The following is a 15,387-nucleotide window of genomic DNA, read 5'->3' on the forward strand; positions in this document are numbered from 1 at the left end:
CCTCTCGCTCACAGCGACTTGGCGAGCCGGTACAACAGGAAGCCGCCAAAGACTTCCAGTCCCAGGCCAATCGCGAGCAGCCGCTGCCCGGACGCCTCCTGGAACATCGGCTCGAAGAATTTCGGATTGAGCAACATCAGCACGGCACTGACAATGATTGGGAGCGCGGCCAGCACCCATGCCGATAGCCGTGTCTCTGACGACAATGCGTACAGTTCCGCTTGCGCCTGCTCGCGATCGCGCATGAAGCCCGCCATGCGCGACAGGATCTGGTCGGCGCGTCCCCCGAACCGGGTGGAGAGGTCGACCACCGACGCGAACAGATAAATCTCTTCGACGTGATAGACACGCGCGATCTGCTTGAGCGCAACGTCGAGATCCACACCGGCCTGCACCTGTCGCACGGCACGGTCGAGCAGCTCGCGCAGTGGCATGTCGGCATTGCCCGCGGCGGTCTGGAACGCAGCCGGCAGACTGTTGCCGACGGTCAGCATCCGCACCATGCCGTCGAGAAAGATCGGCAACTGCCGCACGATATTGCGATGCCGGCGCGCCGCCTTGAACCAGTAGCGCAGCACCGTGCCGACGGCGTACATCAACAGTACGACGATGGCCGAGAGCGGTCCGTGCCACATCCAGAACAGCATCACCAGCAGCAGGCCGGGCGCGACCAACGTCGTGTAGAACATGGGATCGGTCTGCACGCCCGCGCGCTCGAAGAAGAACTCCCACGGCAACGACTTGCGGCGCGGCGCGCGCGCGGCGTCGCCCTCGTTCGCCGCGAACCGCGGCGCGTTCTGGGCAAGCTGCCGCTCGAGGAACGCGCTCGTAGCCTGCGCTCTCACGCGCTGGTGCGTGCGGCGCCATAGCTCCAGCCCTGCGGCGATCAGCAGCAGGGCGATGCCAATGACCCACAGCACGATGGCATTCATCGACGGCGTCCGAAAAAGCCGCCACCGCCGCCCGAATCCGGGGGCGTGTTGCCTTGCGATTGCGCCGCGGCCGCCGCCGCATGGCGCGTCTGCTCCCTGAACCGCTGCAACTTCGGCGAGTGCGGCTGAAGGCCGAGCGAGACCCAACGATCCTTCTCTTCGCCGTCGGGCCCCACGACCGATTCGTGACGGTACAACTCCTGCGTCGAGATCACCGTATCCGACACCCCGGTCACTTCGGTAATCGACAGAATGCGTCGGCGTCCGCTCGACAGACGGCCGATTTGCACGATGAAATCAAGCGCACTGGTGATTTGCCGGCGAAGGCTGCTCTCGCTGCCCTGAAATCCGGCAAAGCCCGCCAGCATCTCCAGGCGATAGAGGCATTCGCGCGGCGAGTTGGCATGGATCGTCGCCATCGAGCCTTCGTGGCCGGTGTTCATTGCCTGCATCATTTCCAGCACTTCGGACCCGCGCACTTCGCCCACGATGATGCGGTCGGGCCGCATGCGCAAACTGTTGCGAATCAGATCGCGAATCGACACCTCGCCCGCGCCGTCGAAGCCGCCCTGACGCGATTCGAGCCGCACCACGTGCGGGTGGTTGAGCGAGAGTTCGGCCGTATCCTCGACCGTCACCACGCGCTCGGTCGCCGGAATGAAACTCGCCAGTGCGTTGAGTAGCGAGGTCTTGCCCGAGCTGGTCCCGCCCGAGACAAGAATGTTGCAGCGCGAGCGCACCGCCGCGTCGAGCAGCGCGTAGATCTCTTCGTTGAAGCTGCCGAGCGCGAGCAGATCGGACGGCTTGAGCGGATCCTTGCGAAACTTGCGAATCGACACCACCGGCCCGTCGACGGCCAACGGCTCGATCACGACGTTCAGACGCCCGCCGTCGGGCAGGCGCGCGTCGACCATCGGGTTCGACTCGTCGAGACGGCGCCCGATGGGGGCAAGAATGCGTCGCACGATGCGCAGCAGATGCTGATTGTCCGAAAAGCGCAACGCTTCGCGCGCCAGCACGCCTTCGCGCGAGACATACACGTCGTTGTACCCGTTGATCAGAATGTCTTCCACCGCCGGGTCCGCGAGCAGATCCTCGATGGGTCCGAAGCCGGCAAGCTCTTTCGTGAGCGCATCGGAGATCTGGCGCAACTCCGATTCGTTGATCGGGATGCGACGCAGACGCACGAAGCCGTCCATCTCCAGATCGACGAACTGCTGAATCGCGCTGCGACTCCAGCGTCCGAATTCCGCACCGAGTTCCTCGATCCGCGCGAGCAGGTGTTCGTGCGCCGCGGTCTTGATGTCCTGAAACTGCTGTGAATTGGCAAACGCGCGCTTGTCGTCGGCAAATTCGATGGAGTCGGTCATATCAGTGCTTTCCAATGAATCGGCCCAGCCAGCCCGACGAATGACGTTGTGCTGCCGCCCCCGCGTGTTGCGCGCTGAGCAGTCGTTCGACGAGCGGTTGCAACGCGCGCACGTACGGATCGCCGCGCGCGGTATCGAGAATCAGCTTGCCCTGATTGGTGGCCGAGAGCATGGCCAAGGGACGATCGGGCAGTGTGGCGAGCAGCGGAATCTCGAAGCGCTTGGCGATCTGATCGGCCGCCATGCCGTAACGCGGGTCATAGCGATTGAGCACGAGCTGCAGGTGATGGCGTTCCACGCTCTTCTCTTCGAGATCGCGCAACATCGACGCGAGCGAGACGATCGCGCCCACGCTCTGGTCGACGACCAGCCAGACCTCGTCGGCCGCGCGCACGAGGCTCGCGACAAACGCGGGATTCGAGAAGCCGCCGAGGTCGGCCACGATCAGATCGAAGAACGCCCGCAGACGGTCGGTCAGCGCCAGCGCATCGGCCGCGGCCACGCTGCGCATGTCGCCGAGATCGAGCGGCAGCGGCAACACCGCGAGGCCGCTTGGCGTATGCGAGACGGCCGTGTGGACAAGTGTCTCGTCGAAGCGACGCAGATTCTGCACCGCTTCGGCGAAGCTGAACTGACTTTGCATATTGAGATACAGCAGGCCGTCACCGGACGGCAAACCGAGATCGAGCAGCGCCACATGACCGAGCAGCGAGGCATCGAACTTATCGTCCTTGTTCGCTGGCACCTTCGCCGCCCGGACCGCCTTGTCGGGATGCGCGCCCACGACCATCTCCTGCCCGAGTTGCGAGAGATGCGCGGCGAGCGTGCTGCACCCCACACCGATGCGCGCGCCGAGCAGCACCACGAAGCGCCCGTGACGTTGAGGCGCGACGACACTGGGCGGTGGCGTTTGATCGACCACCCGGCGAATGACGTCGAGCGCCTCCTCGGGCGTCGAGTGCATATCGATAAAATCGTGGACCCCGGCGCGAATGGCCGCCTTCATGCCATCGGCCCGCACCATCGAGCCCACCGCGACCAGAGGCAATTTGGGCGCCACGCGCTTGAGCATGTGCGCGAGTTCGATGGCGCCGGCGAAGCCACCGTCGTCGGCGTCGTCGGCATGGCCGGTCGGTTCGCCGGAAAAATCGAGCAGCACGACCTGCGGATCGAGATCGCCAATGCGCTGCTGCAATTGCGCCGGACGGCCCGCCTCCTGCAACACCACGCCCTCTTCGCGCAACGCCGCCGAGAGCCACTGACCGTGGCCCGCATGCGCGCTGCAAAAGAGGAAGCGATGCAACTCTGTCATGGTGTCCAGTATTCGCGTCGGTGCGTTCATTTATGCACTCCTGACTTCCCTGCCCCGCGGCTCTCGCCTTTGCGTCGCTCGATACGGCCTTCGTACCCGCGTCGACGTTATTTCGAAAAACCCGGCAGTTCGCTGTCGCTTGCTACACCCATCAAGTAGGCGCCCCACACGGGGCCCGGGCGACGCTCGCGCGTATCGCCCGGTAACGGCATCGCCACCCCTTTCGCCACCGGCTTGACCAGATGGGGGGTGACGACGATCACCAGCTCCTTCTCGGCGCTGTTGTACTTCAGATTGCGGAAAAATGCGCCGATGAGCGGCAGGTCGCCGAGCAGCGGCACCTTGTCTACGGCAGCCGTGGTGGTGCGCGAAATCAGGCCGCCGATGACGAAGCTCTCGCCGTCGCCCAACTCGACGGTCGTGTCCGCGCGACGTGTCGTGATAGCGGGAATCTGCGTCGAGTCGGTCACGATGGCATTCGTATAGTCGATGTCCGACGCCTCGGGCGCCACCTTCAGCGCAATGCGGTTCGGCGCAAGAATTGTCGGCGTGACCGTGAGCCCGACGCCGAACGGCTTGTAGACGATGGTGGTGGTGCCAAGGCCACCCGACTGAGGCACCGGAATCTCGCCACCCGCAAGGAAGCTTGCGCTCTGGCCCGAGAGCGCCACCAGGGTCGGCGCCGCGAGCACCCGGCCGAGCCCGTTCGATTGCAGCAGATCGATCTCCGCCGCCATGCTGAACGCGCCGCGGGTGATCGAGCCGAAGAACGAACCGAAGTTCGGCACGGAGCTTGTCCCGCCCGCGCCACCGAAGGCGGAGTTAAGCGCTGAACTCACGCCGAAGGTGCCCGAGCCGGTCTTTTTCGACGCGCCGAAGCGCGCCCCCAGCTGGTTGAGAATATTGCGATTGATCTCGACGATCTTCACGTCGACCTGCACGACCCCGGTATCCCCGACCGTCGAGCGATCGACGACGACGCCGCCCTTGCCCGCCGCATCGAGCGCCGCCGATTGCAGTGCGCTGTGTTCGATGACGGTATTCGCGTGCCCCTTGATGAGCGCCGCGTTGCCACGAGCGTCCACGCTGGCCGTGCCGGTATCGCCCAGGGCGCCCTGCAGACTGCCCTTCACATGCACTTCCCAACGCACCGGTTCGCCGCCGCGCGGCCACGCGGCGATCTGCGTGGTGCCCGCCTGCTTGCCGACGACCAGCACCGAGCCGCGTCGTCCGCCCGAACCCTTGAGCACGACGACGTCCGCCACCGCCGGATCGGCCACGGCAACGCGCTCGAGCGCGCCCGGCACTGGCAGCTCGCGTTGCTCGTGAACCCCCAGCGTCAGCGAGCGCGATCCGGCGCCCGAGCCGGTGTCGGCTGCGTCGGCCAGACGCACCGACACTGTGGCAGCGCACGCGAGCAGCGCGGCAAAGCACAACAGCATGCCCGTCACGCGTCGGGTCTGTCGTCTGGCAGTGCGAACCTGGCTTCTGATCATGGCGTGGCTGTATCGGTCACTGTGTGGGTTGATTGGCGTAGCGTTTCGGGTCGAACCTCTAGGCATCGGCGGCTTCAATAGGCGGCGGTGCTTCGCTGCGCGCCGCGAACGACTTCGATCGTCGCGCCGCCGCTTCCCCGTGCACCCGGCAAATGGGGGGTCCCCGCCGGCGCGCGCGTGGGCGCACCTGCCAGCCCGGTCGCGGCAATGCCGGCATAGGCCTGGTTCTCCGGCGTCTCGAGCGCCGCCTTGTCGTCCGCCTTGAGCCCAGCCTTGCCCGCGAGCACGGGCGGTGGCGCCGGGAACAGCGACGGGTCGGGTGTGGCATCGTCCCCCGGGTTGCGAAGCGCCAGCGTGATCTTGCCCTGCTGTGTGCCGAGTACCACCCGGTTGACGTCGGCCACCGGCACGGCCACGACCGCGGCCGTCGCCGGCATGGGCGCCTGCGCATTGATGGCCGGTTGCGCAGGGGCCGGGGCGGGCGCCGTGGCGGCTTGCACGCTGGACGCCACGCTCGGCGTGGCCGGCGGCGGTGACACGTCGTCGAGCGATGCGCTGCCATAGCTCAGCACCCGCACGCGGGAGGCCAGCAGACGCGCTTGCGTGTCATCAACCAGGCCCACGGCCGGTCCTGCCGGTCGATTGGTTTTCATCGTGAAGAAGACGTCGACGTAATCCCCCGGACGGATGCGGTTGCTCACGCCAACGGTCTCGGAGACCGGAATGGCCACCGCACGCTCGCCCGGCGCGAGCTGCAGGGCGAGGCCGCGTGCGAGCGCGTTTTGCGTAACGGGCACACCGGCCGCGAGGGCGACGAGGGGCACGCGCCCCACGACGTCAGCCGGGTTGGCGAAGCCGCCCGCGGTCTGGCTATCGAACGATACGAGTTTCACGCCGTCCGCTGCGATGGGTTGGCCCGGCGCGAGCGCCTTGGCCGCCACCACGGCCGGATAGCGCTGCGTGAGCGTCTGGGTTACCGGCGAAGGCGTCGCGGTCGGCGCCGGCGCGTTGGACGTACCGAGACGCAGCGCGAACAGCGCGAGCAACACACCGGCGACAACCAACACAGCAGCAAGAATCTTGGTGGCTTTGTTCATGGCTTGGGGCCTGACGGCCGTTCAGTCACAACTTGCGGGACGCCGGCGAACCGGCGGCATGACAACCTGGCATAACCGCACATTTCTTTTGTGCGCTCGGGGTGAATGTTCGCGGCACCTGCGCACCGCGCCTCTCCTGTGACGCTCTCGTCCCTCATTTAGCTGCCGCCCAATGTCGATGTGTCGAGCGTGATCGCGGCCGTCCCGACAATGTTTTGTGGCACGAGCGCCCCCAGCCCCGGCCAGTTGACGGTCATCGGCTGGGTCAGCGTCAACGTGACGTGAACAATGCATTGCGAGCTGGCGCTGGTGCCCGACGCCGGACACGGGTAAGTCGCGTCGGGCGTAAAACCGGAGCTCACCGCCGAGGCCGACGGCCAGGTCAACGTGGTGTTGATCGCCTGCGTGGCGTACCCCTGGCGTTGCGCCATGGTGCCGGCGCGCAGCATGGCGCGGCCGGCCTCGGAGGCGGCCTGCGTCAGCATCTGCCGGGCAAGAATGGTGATGGAGAACGCGACGGCAACATAGAACGCGGGCAGCAGGATCATCAGGATGAGCATGAATTCCAGCGCGGCGACGCCACGCGAGCGCGTGCATCGCAAACCTGACCCTGCCCGTGCCCCATACCGCTTCATGACGATGCTCCCCGTCGCTCACGGCACTGTGTGGCCGTGTTTGGCGACGCATTGGTCATACTAATCTGCGCGGCGTCGCCCGCGCCTCTCGTTATTTCGGTGCCGCTTGCCGCCGCACTCGTCATCGCCTGTCTTTGCCTATGGCATGGGTCGTGGAGACTCGCACGACTTGCCTCTGCCTGGCTCAATGCAACCTATGTTACGACCGCATTTACTGCACTTACCGCACTACAAGCGCCGCCGCTGCCAGATAGGCCCCGTAGGGCAATCCGATGCGTCCTGCCCGCCACTGCAGAACGCGTTGCCAGGCGGTGGAAGCGCTCAGACCATCGCACCATCGCGACAGCCACTTCAACCGCAAGGTCAACAACACCAGCGCATGCCCCCCAGCCGCCACGCTGGCCAGGCACCATACCGGCAGCAGCGCGGAATACCCTGCCACCAGCCCAATCAGCGCGAAAAGCTTGACGTCGCCCGCCGCCATCACGTTGCGCCACCAGAAAGGTAGCAGTGCGATCAATCCGAGCAGCGCGCCGAGCCCGTGAACCCACATGACCCGAGGCTCGCCATGCCACGCTCTCCACGCAATCCAGACCAGTGCCAGCGCCCCGACGACCAACAGCCAGACATTCGGGATACGGCGTGCGACCAGGTCGGTGACCACAATCGGCAAGCACAACAGCCACAACAAGGTGAGCACGTTACGTCTCGCGTCAGTGGTTCACAGCGGACGTTGCGACCGACGTGAGATTGCTGAACACATTGGTGAGCACGGTCGTCAAATTGGTAAACACCGTCGCGCCGACCAAGAGGGCGACAATGGCGGCCAGAATGCCGTACTCAAGCGCCGTGACCCCAGACTGCCGGAACAGGCTGCGCTGCCGTCCGCCCCTCCCTGCTCGCTTTGCCCGCATCATTCGCGCCCTCGCGAATACTGCCGCCCACGGCCCTGAAGAACGCCAGACAATTACGGTGTCCTTCCCAATTTTTCCAACCACAACCGTGACACCGGTGCCGCCAGGCTCACGCCGGCGACAAACGGGTCGCGTTGCCGGAACGTCATGAACCGACGTTCGTGACGACCGACGTGATTTTCGTAAATACCGAAGTGAATACCCCTGACAGGTTCGTAAAAACCGTGCCACCGATCAGCACGGCCACGATCGCGGCGAGAATGCCGTACTCCAGTGCCGTAACCCCACGTTCGTCGCGAGCAAACAGTCGAATGCGATTGCCAAGTTTCATATCACGCTCCCACTAAAAAGGCGCCAAGCGCCCGTTCGGACACAACGGGACATCAACGGCCTCTCGGTCGCCGACGCACGTGCGCCATATCGCTTATCAATGCTTGAGTTCGGCCTCGGGTTCGTTGCGCCATCGGGCTTGCGAACCTCTTTTGCGTTGTACGCCAACATTTCTGAGCTTGTCGATATCGCTTTTGTCGCGGCGTACGTTTTTTTCGATGCTAATTTAAACCTGCAAACAAAAACTAGAGCCTTGCTTCCAATCACCCTGGAGAATGTAAGAAAGCGTTACATCGATGGATCAAACAATACTCCAAATCCAGGTAATACAACGCCCGCGAGGGAAAACCATGATTGGTGTCACGCCACACGTGCACGCGCAATACCTGTAGCACGCCGTTAAATAGCGATTCATCTGATTCAACGGATTCACCTCGTGTTGTCGCTGTTGATCACGGTTGCGCTTCGCTCAACACCCCCGCCTCCCGACATCCCCCGACTCGCGCCTCGCCCGGAAACGAGATTCGGCTCGCCAGCGCCGCGACACGCCAACATCCAGCCTTTGCGCGCCTTCCATGCTCAAGCGTCGCATGGCTTGGCAATTTACTTCGTATTTCTACACGACACCGACATCCGTTTCGCCGGGAACGTTACGTAACGTTCCCCGTAACACCCCCCGTAACGGGAACGGCATTTCGACGAAAACGCGTCATTTTCCGATGGCGTTAACCCTGCCCCACCTCCCTTCCGAAGTCGGTCGATCTCTCGATCCGAAAGATTCTTGTTTTCCGAAACGCAAGTAAATACAGGCTTTTCAGCCCGCCTCCGGAAAAACTAGAAGTTTTATTCAAACCCGGCCTTGGCGATTGGCACGGCTCTTGCGCATATCCCTGCATCGCAACGCTGAAGATCACCGGGGGACACCATGATCATTGGCAATACCAATCAAACGATGCCGCGCCCTGCCGCCCTGTCTGGCGCTCAGCAACGCATCGCGGCAACGCAGCGAAGCGCTGCTGCCGAGAACGATCGTAGAGGCGCAAGCCCAGGGAGGGGCGGTGCAGAAGGCGGTGGCGTACGCGCCACCGCCACACCGACCGATTCGCCCAACGCCGCTCGCGCCGACCACACGCATTCGGCCCACGCGATGACGGGCCCCGATAGCGCAGTCGTCAACGCGCTCCTGTTCGCACTCATCGCACAACGCATGAACAGCCGATTGGCGGCGCAAGACGCGCTCGCCTGACCACCGATACAGACCAGAGGACATCATCATGAAAAACATTCAACGCCATCTTCTCGCTTCCGCCTGCCTGCTCGCGATCGTCACGATGACCGGCTGCGCGAGTTCCGGCTCCGGCGGCACCAGCGGGTCGCTCGGCGACAGCGGCACCAGCGGCACCAGCGCCGGCACTGGCGGCGGGGGCGGCACGGGCGCCGGCACGGTGACTGACGGTTCGGGCGTCGGCGGCAATGGCAGTGGCGGCGGGAGCGGCGGCAGTGGAGACGGCAGTGGAGACGGCAGCGGGACCGGCGGCACCGGCAGCAGCGCCACAACCAACCCGATCGGCACCGTAGCCGCCACCGCGAGCACGGGAGTCGTGACACAAGTTGGCAAGACCGTCAGCGATCTGGGCACCACGCTGGCCGGCACCCAACTGCCGCTGGTCAGCACGCAAACGCAAAGTGGGCTCGCCGGCGCCGCCGTCTCGACCGGCAACGCCGTGCAGACCCTTGGCAATGGCCTCACGAACGGTCTCGGCAAACTGGGTTCGGTGAGCGATCCGCTCAATCCGACGCTCGCCAGCGTGGGCGGTGCAGTCACCGACCTCGGCACTGCCGGCACGCAACTGGGTAGCGCCGTCGCCGGCCTCGGGCAAACCGGCCCGCTTGCCAATACGCCGGTCAATGGCGTGACCACGCTGCTTGGCGGTGTCGTGACGTCGGTAGGCATGGCAGGCCAAAGCCTCGGCAGCGGTTTGACGCAGACGATCACGAGCGGCCCGGTGCAGCAACTGACCACCTCGCTCTCGTCTGCCATCACGCCGATCACGAACGTCGTGACCAATACCACGCAAACGGTCGGTAACACGACAGGCCTCGGCACACCGGTTTCCGGCCTGCTGGCGCAAATCGGCGGCGGCCTGGCCGGTGTCGGCACGCAGATCGCCGGTCAGCTCAACAATCCGGTCGCAACCGATGTCGGCGGCATCGTGGCGGGCGTGGGTAACACGGTGGCCAGCCTGGGCGGCGCGGTCCACGGCACCCCGACGAGCACCAACCCGCTCGCCCCGCTCACCTCGGTCCTTGGCGGGCTGCCGGGTGGCCTCGGGGGTGGCGCGGGCGCCGGTCCGCTGGCACCGATCACGAGCCTCGTCTCCGGCTTGACCGGCACCCTCGGCGGCGCCACTGGGGGCACCTCGGGCGGCAATCCGCTGGCCCCCGTCACGAGCCTCGTCTCTGGCTTGACCGGCACGCTCGGCGGTGCCACGGGCGGCGCCTCGGGCAGTAACCCGCTGGCCCCGGTCACGAGCCTCGTCTCTGGCCTGACGAGCACGCTCGGTGGCGCCGCTGGCGGTGCCTCGGGCAGCAACCCGCTGGCCCCGGTCACGAGCCTCGTCTCTGGCCTGACCGGCGCGCTCGGCGGTGCCACCGGCGGCGCCTCGGGCAGCAACCCGCTGGCCCCGGTCACGAGCCTCGTCTCTGGCCTGACCGGCGCGCTCGGCGGTGCCACGGGCGGTACGTCGACCGGCGGCCCGCTCGCCCCGGTCACGAGCCTCGTCTCCGGCCTGACCGGTGCCCTCGGCAGCGCCACCGGCGGAGCTTCTACGGGAACGGGTGGCACGGCAGCAGGCGGTGCCCTGGCCCCGGTGACGGCGCTGCTCAGTTCCGTAACGGGCACGGTCGGCGGAGCCACGGGCTCGGGTAGCAGCAGCGGCCCGCTCGCGCCGGTGACCAGTCTGCTCGGCGGCTTGCTCGGCGCGAAGAAGTAACCAGGCATTCATCCAGAACGATCTAGGGAGATAGACATCATGACCAACGCACTTCAACGCACCCTCCTGGCTTCGGCCGCCATCGGCCTCATCGCCCTGACCGGCTGCTCCAGCGGCGGCGGCGGGAGCGGCGCTTCGGGCGGCACCTCGGGCACCCCGAATGCCGTGGGCACGACCGCCACCGGCGCCGGCGGCGTCGTGAGTTCCGCAGGCAACGTCGTCAGCGCCTTGGGCGACCAAGTGGCCAGCACCCAGTTGCCGCTCGTGTCCACGCAAGCGTCGCAGGGCTTCGGCGGTGCGCTCAAGCAGACCGGCAACGCCGTCACCGACCTCGGCAACGGCGTGAGCAGCGGTCTCGGCCAAGTCGGCGCCTCGTCGGATCCGGTCGGCACCACGCTCGCGAGCACCGGCAATGTCGTGACCGACCTCGGTCAGGCAGGCGTCTCGCTGGGCAGCGGCGTGGCCGGTATCGGCAAGAGCGGTCCGCTGGCAGGCACGCCCGTCGATACGCTGACCGGAGCACTTGGCAACGTGGTCGCGACCGTCGGCCAAGGTGGCATCGCGGGCGGTGCGATCCTGAAACAGGCCTTCACGGGCGGCCCGGTGGTTCAGGCCACCACGGCGCTCTCGTCGGCCATCACACCGATCACCAATGTCGTGTCCGACACCACCCGCACCGTGGGCATGACCACGGGCCTGGGCAGTCCGGTACAGGGTTTGCTGCAGACGGTCGGCGGCGGCGTCGCCTCGGTCGGCAAGACGATGCAGGGAACGTCGTCGAACCCGGTCGTCACCGCACTCGGCAACACGGTGATTGCCACCGGCAACACCGTGGGTGGCGTCGGCACGTTCCTGAACGGCAGCACCTCCACCGGCTCGGCGAATCCGTTCGGGTCGCTGCTGGGCAACCTGGGCACGACGACCGCAGGCGGTTCATCGAACCCGCTCGGTTCGGTCACCGGCCTGCTCGGCGGACTTGGCGGATCGAGCAGCGGCAACCCGCTCGGCTCGGTTACGGGATTGCTCGGCGGCCTCGGCGGTTCGGGCAGCAGCCCGCTCGCGCCGGTCACGGGCCTGCTCGGCGGGGTGAGCGGGGCCACGTCGGGCGGCAGCAGCAGCCCGCTGGCCCCGGTCACGAGCTTGCTCTCCGGTGTGACGAGCACGGCTGGCGGTAGCTCGGGCGGCGCAACGGGCGGTCTGACGGGACTGCTCGCACCGGTCACCAGCCTGCTCGGCAGTGTGGCCAGCGTCGGCAAGTAATCGCCCGTCCAATGGTGCGTCGCGCGATTCGCGCGCGCACCACGTGATTCATCGATAAGGAGATGCCATGGCCCGCTTCATTCCCGACACCAGCGTTCTGATGCGCGGTCATGGCGATAACGCCCCGCAACTTTCCGAACCCGTGGCCATGCGCGACACCGGCAACGGTTTCGCCGCCGGCCATCGCCACAACACATACGGCGTCGATTCGGGCGCCGCCTCCGGGGCGACGTCGACGGCCTCCCCGCTCAACACATCGCACGGCACCATGAGCGACCGACACACGAACCGTAACGATCTCGTCGCCGGCATCGTCCGCTCGCTCGGACGCCGGCTCGCCGTGTACACGGCGCTGTATCACGCAGCGCTTGCCGAGCAGCTTGGCCTGAACGTCACCGACCTGAACGCGCTCGATCTGATCCTTGAAATCGAATCGATTACCGCGGGCCAGCTCGCCGAACTCATGGGCGTGAGCTCGGGCGGCATCACCACGGTCATCGACCGGCTCGAGCGCGCGGGCTTCGTCGAGCGGGAGAAGAACCCCCACGACCGGCGCATGGTGATGATCCACCCCATCGAAGACCGTTGCGCTCAGATCGAACAGTTCCTGTCCTCAGTCTCGCGCGAACTCACGGCGGTCAGCGCGGCATACGACCAGAGCGAACTCGCCGCGATTCACGATTTCCTGGTGCAGAGCATCCGCACCCTGAAGAGCGAAACCTTCCGTCTTCGCTTCGAGGCCGATCAGGACATCGCCGGTCTGGTCTCCAATGGCCGAAGCGCGTCGACCAAGGTCTGAGCGCGCCTCGACGACCACGACCCCAACGAGGAGAAACGTCATGTCGAAGATTTTGCGTCCCACGATGCTTGCCGTGCTGGTGGCGAGCATCGTCGGTGTTACCGGTTGCTCCAGTTCGGGCGGCGGCAGCGGCGCCACGGCGAGCACGCCGACCAACCCGTCAGACCCGACGAATCCCGTCACGCCGACCAACCCCACGAATCCGACCACGAGCAGCGCCGGTGTGGTCAGTTCGGTCGGCTCGGTGGTGAGCGCGCTCGGCAATCAGGTCGCCGGCGCGACGGTGCCGGGTGTATCCACGCAAGCCACGCAGGGTTTCGGCGGAGCGCTCACGCAAACGGGCAACGCCGTCACGGACCTGGGCAAAGGCGTGGGTAGCGGACTGGGCCAGCTCGGCACGTCCGGCACGAACCCGGTCGGCACCACGCTCGCGAGCACGGGCGGTGTCGTGTCCGATCTCGGCAATGCCGGGGTATTGTTCGGCAGCGGCATTGCCGGCATCGGCAAGAGCGGCCCGCTGGCGAACACACCGATCGACACGCTCACGGGCGTGCTGGGCACCGCCGTCGCGACCGTCGGCCAGGGGGGCGTGCAAGGCGGTTCCGCGCTCACTCAGGCATTGACGAGCGCCCCTGTCGTTCAAGCGACGACGGCCCTCTCGTCAGCTATCACACCGATCACGAATACGCTCACGACGACAACGCAGACGCTCGGCAACACCACCGGTCTGGGCACACCGGCGGCCGGTCTGCTCGGCACACTGGGCGGCGCGTTGAACTCGACCGGCGCGCAAGTCAAGGCAGCCGCACCGAACGCCGTTGTCGCAAGCCTCGGTAATCCGCTCATGGCGCTGGGCAACACGGTCACGAGCGCGAGCGGCCTGTTGTCGGGAACCACCAGCACGACGCAACCGAATGCGCTCGGTAACGTGCTCGCCAACGTTGGGAACACCACGGTGACGCCCACCCCGGCGAGCGGCAACAATCCACTGGGCGCCCTCACCGGTTTGCTCGGCGGACTGTCGAGTTCAACGGGCGCCTCCGGCAGCAGTCCGCTGGGGGCCGTCACGGGCCTGTTGGGTGGTGTGACGAGTTCCTCTGGCGGCAGCGGCGGTGCTGGCTCGGCGCTGGCCCCCGTCACGACGCTGCTGAACACGGTCACGGCACCGCTCGCGACGCTGGCCAGCGTCGGGTCCGGTAGCACCGGCGGCACGGGCGGTGCGAGCGGCCTGCTCGCGCCGGTGACGGGACTGTTGGGCGGCGTGGCCAAATAAATAGCGGGACGGAAGCTAGACGGAAGCGGGACAGTGATGAGACAGGGGATGGGAGAGTAGCGCGACGTACCGAAGCGTCGCAAGATCGCGAGAGGGGGAACGTCGGCGGGGTGCAGGCCCAATGACGACGGCAAACCCGGCCAGTGAAGCGACACTGGCCGGGCTTTGCCGTGTCTGGCGTCGAGCGATCGATCATTCCGGCAGACGGCTGTCAACGTGATCGAGGCCGTCGACGTCGGCGTGATCACGCGACACGTCGCGACACCTTTGCGGTGACGTTACCTGAGCGTTGCCTTAACGTTGCGCTCGCACGCCAACAAAAAAGACTCGGACGAGCATTCGTCCGAGTCTTTTTGCCTTTTGAGCATCCTTGCGGGAATGCCTATCGCGCATTGGCGGCGCAGACGGATCGTAGCAACGCCCCCGACGCGCCGCCGAAGCCGATTACTGGTCTCGGATCCAGGTCTGCGTGCGACCGAGCAGCGAAATCCCGAGGTAGCCACGCACGTCGAGTTTCTTGCCGCCGTCGATCACGGTGATCTTGCAGCTGTACTCCATGCCGTTCTCCGGATCGAGGATCTTGCCGCCGTCATACACTTCGCCGTCCTTGCGGATGCCGCGAATGATCTGCATGCCCAGCATCTTCTGTCCCTTGCGCGCGTCGGTGCAGGCCGTGCAGACACGCGCCGGATCGTCGTTTTCGCCTAGGCCCTTGGTGACGACGCCCACGTATTCACCATCCTTCTCCGAGATCGTGACAAGCGCCTTGGGCTTGCCGGTATTGTCGTCGATGGTCTTCCACACGCCAACCGGCGACATGTCGTTGGCCGCGACGGCCGCCTTGGCAACGCCGCCCAACAATGCCACTGCAACGAGCGCGTGTGCACCCAGACGTCGCCACGACGTCGCGTTCGAAATTTGCTTCATGATTGTCATCCTCCCGGATACGGAATTGATTTTCGTAGGACTCACGATA

The 15,387-nt window shown here is 65.9% G+C and carries 15 protein-coding genes; 5 read left to right on the plus strand and 10 right to left on the minus strand.

The window, feature by feature from the left end; all coding sequences use genetic code 11:
- Nucleotides 1–8: 8 nt before the first annotated feature.
- The 9 genes from PSO31014_RS02360 to PSO31014_RS02400 all read right to left on the minus strand — a co-directional run bounded on the left by PSO31014_RS02360 (nucleotide 9) and on the right by PSO31014_RS02400 (nucleotide 8,087).
- Entirely contained in the window at nucleotides 9–932 is a 924-nt protein-coding gene (locus PSO31014_RS02360; RefSeq protein ID WP_150550129.1) for a type II secretion system F family protein, read from the minus strand.
- Entirely contained in the window at nucleotides 929–2,302 is a 1,374-nt protein-coding gene (locus tag PSO31014_RS02365) for a TadA family conjugal transfer-associated ATPase (protein ID WP_150550130.1), read from the minus strand. The genes PSO31014_RS02360 and PSO31014_RS02365 overlap by 4 nt, the downstream gene beginning before the upstream one ends.
- A gap of 1 nt (nucleotide 2,303) precedes the next feature.
- Nucleotides 2,304–3,644: a CpaE/TadZ family protein gene (locus PSO31014_RS02370; RefSeq protein WP_150550131.1), complete on the minus strand. Its 1,341-nt coding sequence runs from the start codon at nucleotides 3,642–3,644 to the stop codon at nucleotides 2,304–2,306.
- A gap of 77 nt (nucleotides 3,645–3,721) precedes the next feature.
- Entirely contained in the window at nucleotides 3,722–5,056 is a 1,335-nt protein-coding gene (locus PSO31014_RS02375; protein ID WP_150550411.1) for a type II and III secretion system protein family protein, read from the minus strand.
- Nucleotides 5,057–5,184: 128 nt separating this feature from the next.
- On the minus strand, nucleotides 5,185–6,207 hold the full coding sequence (gene cpaB, locus PSO31014_RS02380) for a Flp pilus assembly protein CpaB (RefSeq protein WP_150550132.1): 1,023 nt from the start codon (nucleotides 6,205–6,207) through the stop codon (nucleotides 5,185–5,187).
- Nucleotides 6,208–6,365: 158 nt separating this feature from the next.
- Nucleotides 6,366–6,842, minus strand: coding sequence for a TadE/TadG family type IV pilus assembly protein (locus PSO31014_RS02385; RefSeq protein WP_150550133.1), 477 nt, complete (start codon nucleotides 6,840–6,842; stop codon nucleotides 6,366–6,368).
- A gap of 220 nt (nucleotides 6,843–7,062) precedes the next feature.
- On the minus strand, nucleotides 7,063–7,542 hold the full coding sequence (locus PSO31014_RS02390; protein WP_150550134.1) for a prepilin peptidase: 480 nt from the start codon (nucleotides 7,540–7,542) through the stop codon (nucleotides 7,063–7,065).
- Between the two features lie 13 nt (nucleotides 7,543–7,555).
- Nucleotides 7,556–7,759 (minus strand): Flp family type IVb pilin, encoded by a 204-nt coding sequence (locus tag PSO31014_RS02395; RefSeq protein ID WP_246176190.1) that lies wholly within the window; start codon nucleotides 7,757–7,759, stop codon nucleotides 7,556–7,558.
- Between the two features lie 142 nt (nucleotides 7,760–7,901).
- On the minus strand, nucleotides 7,902–8,087 hold the full coding sequence (locus tag PSO31014_RS02400) for a Flp family type IVb pilin (RefSeq protein ID WP_150550135.1): 186 nt from the start codon (nucleotides 8,085–8,087) through the stop codon (nucleotides 7,902–7,904).
- A 924-nt stretch (nucleotides 8,088–9,011) separates the two neighbouring features.
- On the opposite strand from PSO31014_RS02400, the gene PSO31014_RS02405 reads away from it, so the two are divergent.
- From PSO31014_RS02405 to PSO31014_RS02425, 5 genes are all read left to right on the plus strand, one after another.
- On the plus strand, nucleotides 9,012–9,332 hold the full coding sequence (locus tag PSO31014_RS02405; RefSeq protein ID WP_150550136.1) for a hypothetical protein: 321 nt from the start codon (nucleotides 9,012–9,014) through the stop codon (nucleotides 9,330–9,332).
- A gap of 28 nt (nucleotides 9,333–9,360) precedes the next feature.
- Nucleotides 9,361–11,079, plus strand: coding sequence for a collagen-like triple helix repeat-containing protein (locus tag PSO31014_RS02410; RefSeq protein WP_150550137.1), 1,719 nt, complete (start codon nucleotides 9,361–9,363; stop codon nucleotides 11,077–11,079).
- A 39-nt stretch (nucleotides 11,080–11,118) separates the two neighbouring features.
- Entirely contained in the window at nucleotides 11,119–12,339 is a 1,221-nt protein-coding gene (locus PSO31014_RS02415; RefSeq protein ID WP_150550138.1) for a collagen-like triple helix repeat-containing protein, read from the plus strand.
- A 67-nt stretch (nucleotides 12,340–12,406) separates the two neighbouring features.
- Complete coding sequence (locus PSO31014_RS02420; protein ID WP_150550139.1) at nucleotides 12,407–13,138, plus strand: MarR family winged helix-turn-helix transcriptional regulator; 732 nt, start codon at nucleotides 12,407–12,409, stop codon at nucleotides 13,136–13,138.
- Between the two features lie 40 nt (nucleotides 13,139–13,178).
- The gene (locus PSO31014_RS02425; protein ID WP_150550140.1) at nucleotides 13,179–14,411 is read left to right on the plus strand and encodes a collagen-like triple helix repeat-containing protein; all 1,233 of its coding nucleotides are present in this window, start codon (nucleotides 13,179–13,181) and stop codon (nucleotides 14,409–14,411) included.
- 444 nt (nucleotides 14,412–14,855) lie between these two features.
- Here the strand turns inward: PSO31014_RS02425 and PSO31014_RS02430 are convergent, their stop codons facing one another.
- Nucleotides 14,856–15,338, minus strand: coding sequence for a DUF2147 domain-containing protein (locus tag PSO31014_RS02430; RefSeq protein ID WP_150550141.1), 483 nt, complete (start codon nucleotides 15,336–15,338; stop codon nucleotides 14,856–14,858).
- Nucleotides 15,339–15,387 lie beyond the last annotated feature (49 nt).

The sequence above is a fragment of the Pandoraea soli genome (genome assembly GCF_902459595.1).
Taxonomy (GTDB): Bacteria; Pseudomonadota; Gammaproteobacteria; order Burkholderiales; family Burkholderiaceae; genus Pandoraea; species Pandoraea cepalis.

What these genes read in the sequence shown, in the direction of transcription:
- PSO31014_RS02395 (WP_246176190.1), bottom strand. Translation starts at nt 7,759, where the DNA reads ATGATGCGGGCAAAGCGAGCAGGGAGGGGCGGACGGCAGCGCAGCCTG.
- PSO31014_RS02420 (WP_150550139.1), top strand. Translation starts at nt 12,407, where the DNA reads ATGGCCCGCTTCATTCCCGACACCAGCGTTCTGATGCGCGGTCATGGC.
- PSO31014_RS02370 (WP_150550131.1), bottom strand. Translation starts at nt 3,644, where the DNA reads ATGAACGCACCGACGCGAATACTGGACACCATGACAGAGTTGCATCGC.
- PSO31014_RS02415 (WP_150550138.1), top strand. Translation starts at nt 11,119, where the DNA reads ATGACCAACGCACTTCAACGCACCCTCCTGGCTTCGGCCGCCATCGGC.
- PSO31014_RS02365 (WP_150550130.1), bottom strand. Translation starts at nt 2,302, where the DNA reads ATGACCGACTCCATCGAATTTGCCGACGACAAGCGCGCGTTTGCCAAT.
- PSO31014_RS02375 (WP_150550411.1), bottom strand. Translation starts at nt 5,056, where the DNA reads ATGCTGTTGTGCTTTGCCGCGCTGCTCGCGTGCGCTGCCACAGTGTCG.
- PSO31014_RS02410 (WP_150550137.1), top strand. Translation starts at nt 9,361, where the DNA reads ATGAAAAACATTCAACGCCATCTTCTCGCTTCCGCCTGCCTGCTCGCG.
- PSO31014_RS02430 (WP_150550141.1), bottom strand. Translation starts at nt 15,338, where the DNA reads ATGAAGCAAATTTCGAACGCGACGTCGTGGCGACGTCTGGGTGCACAC.
- PSO31014_RS02425 (WP_150550140.1), top strand. Translation starts at nt 13,179, where the DNA reads ATGTCGAAGATTTTGCGTCCCACGATGCTTGCCGTGCTGGTGGCGAGC.
- PSO31014_RS02360 (WP_150550129.1), bottom strand. Translation starts at nt 932, where the DNA reads ATGAATGCCATCGTGCTGTGGGTCATTGGCATCGCCCTGCTGCTGATC.
- PSO31014_RS02405 (WP_150550136.1), top strand. Translation starts at nt 9,012, where the DNA reads ATGATCATTGGCAATACCAATCAAACGATGCCGCGCCCTGCCGCCCTG.
- PSO31014_RS02385 (WP_150550133.1), bottom strand. Translation starts at nt 6,842, where the DNA reads ATGAAGCGGTATGGGGCACGGGCAGGGTCAGGTTTGCGATGCACGCGC.
- PSO31014_RS02400 (WP_150550135.1), bottom strand. Translation starts at nt 8,087, where the DNA reads ATGAAACTTGGCAATCGCATTCGACTGTTTGCTCGCGACGAACGTGGG.
- cpaB (WP_150550132.1), bottom strand. Translation starts at nt 6,207, where the DNA reads ATGAACAAAGCCACCAAGATTCTTGCTGCTGTGTTGGTTGTCGCCGGT.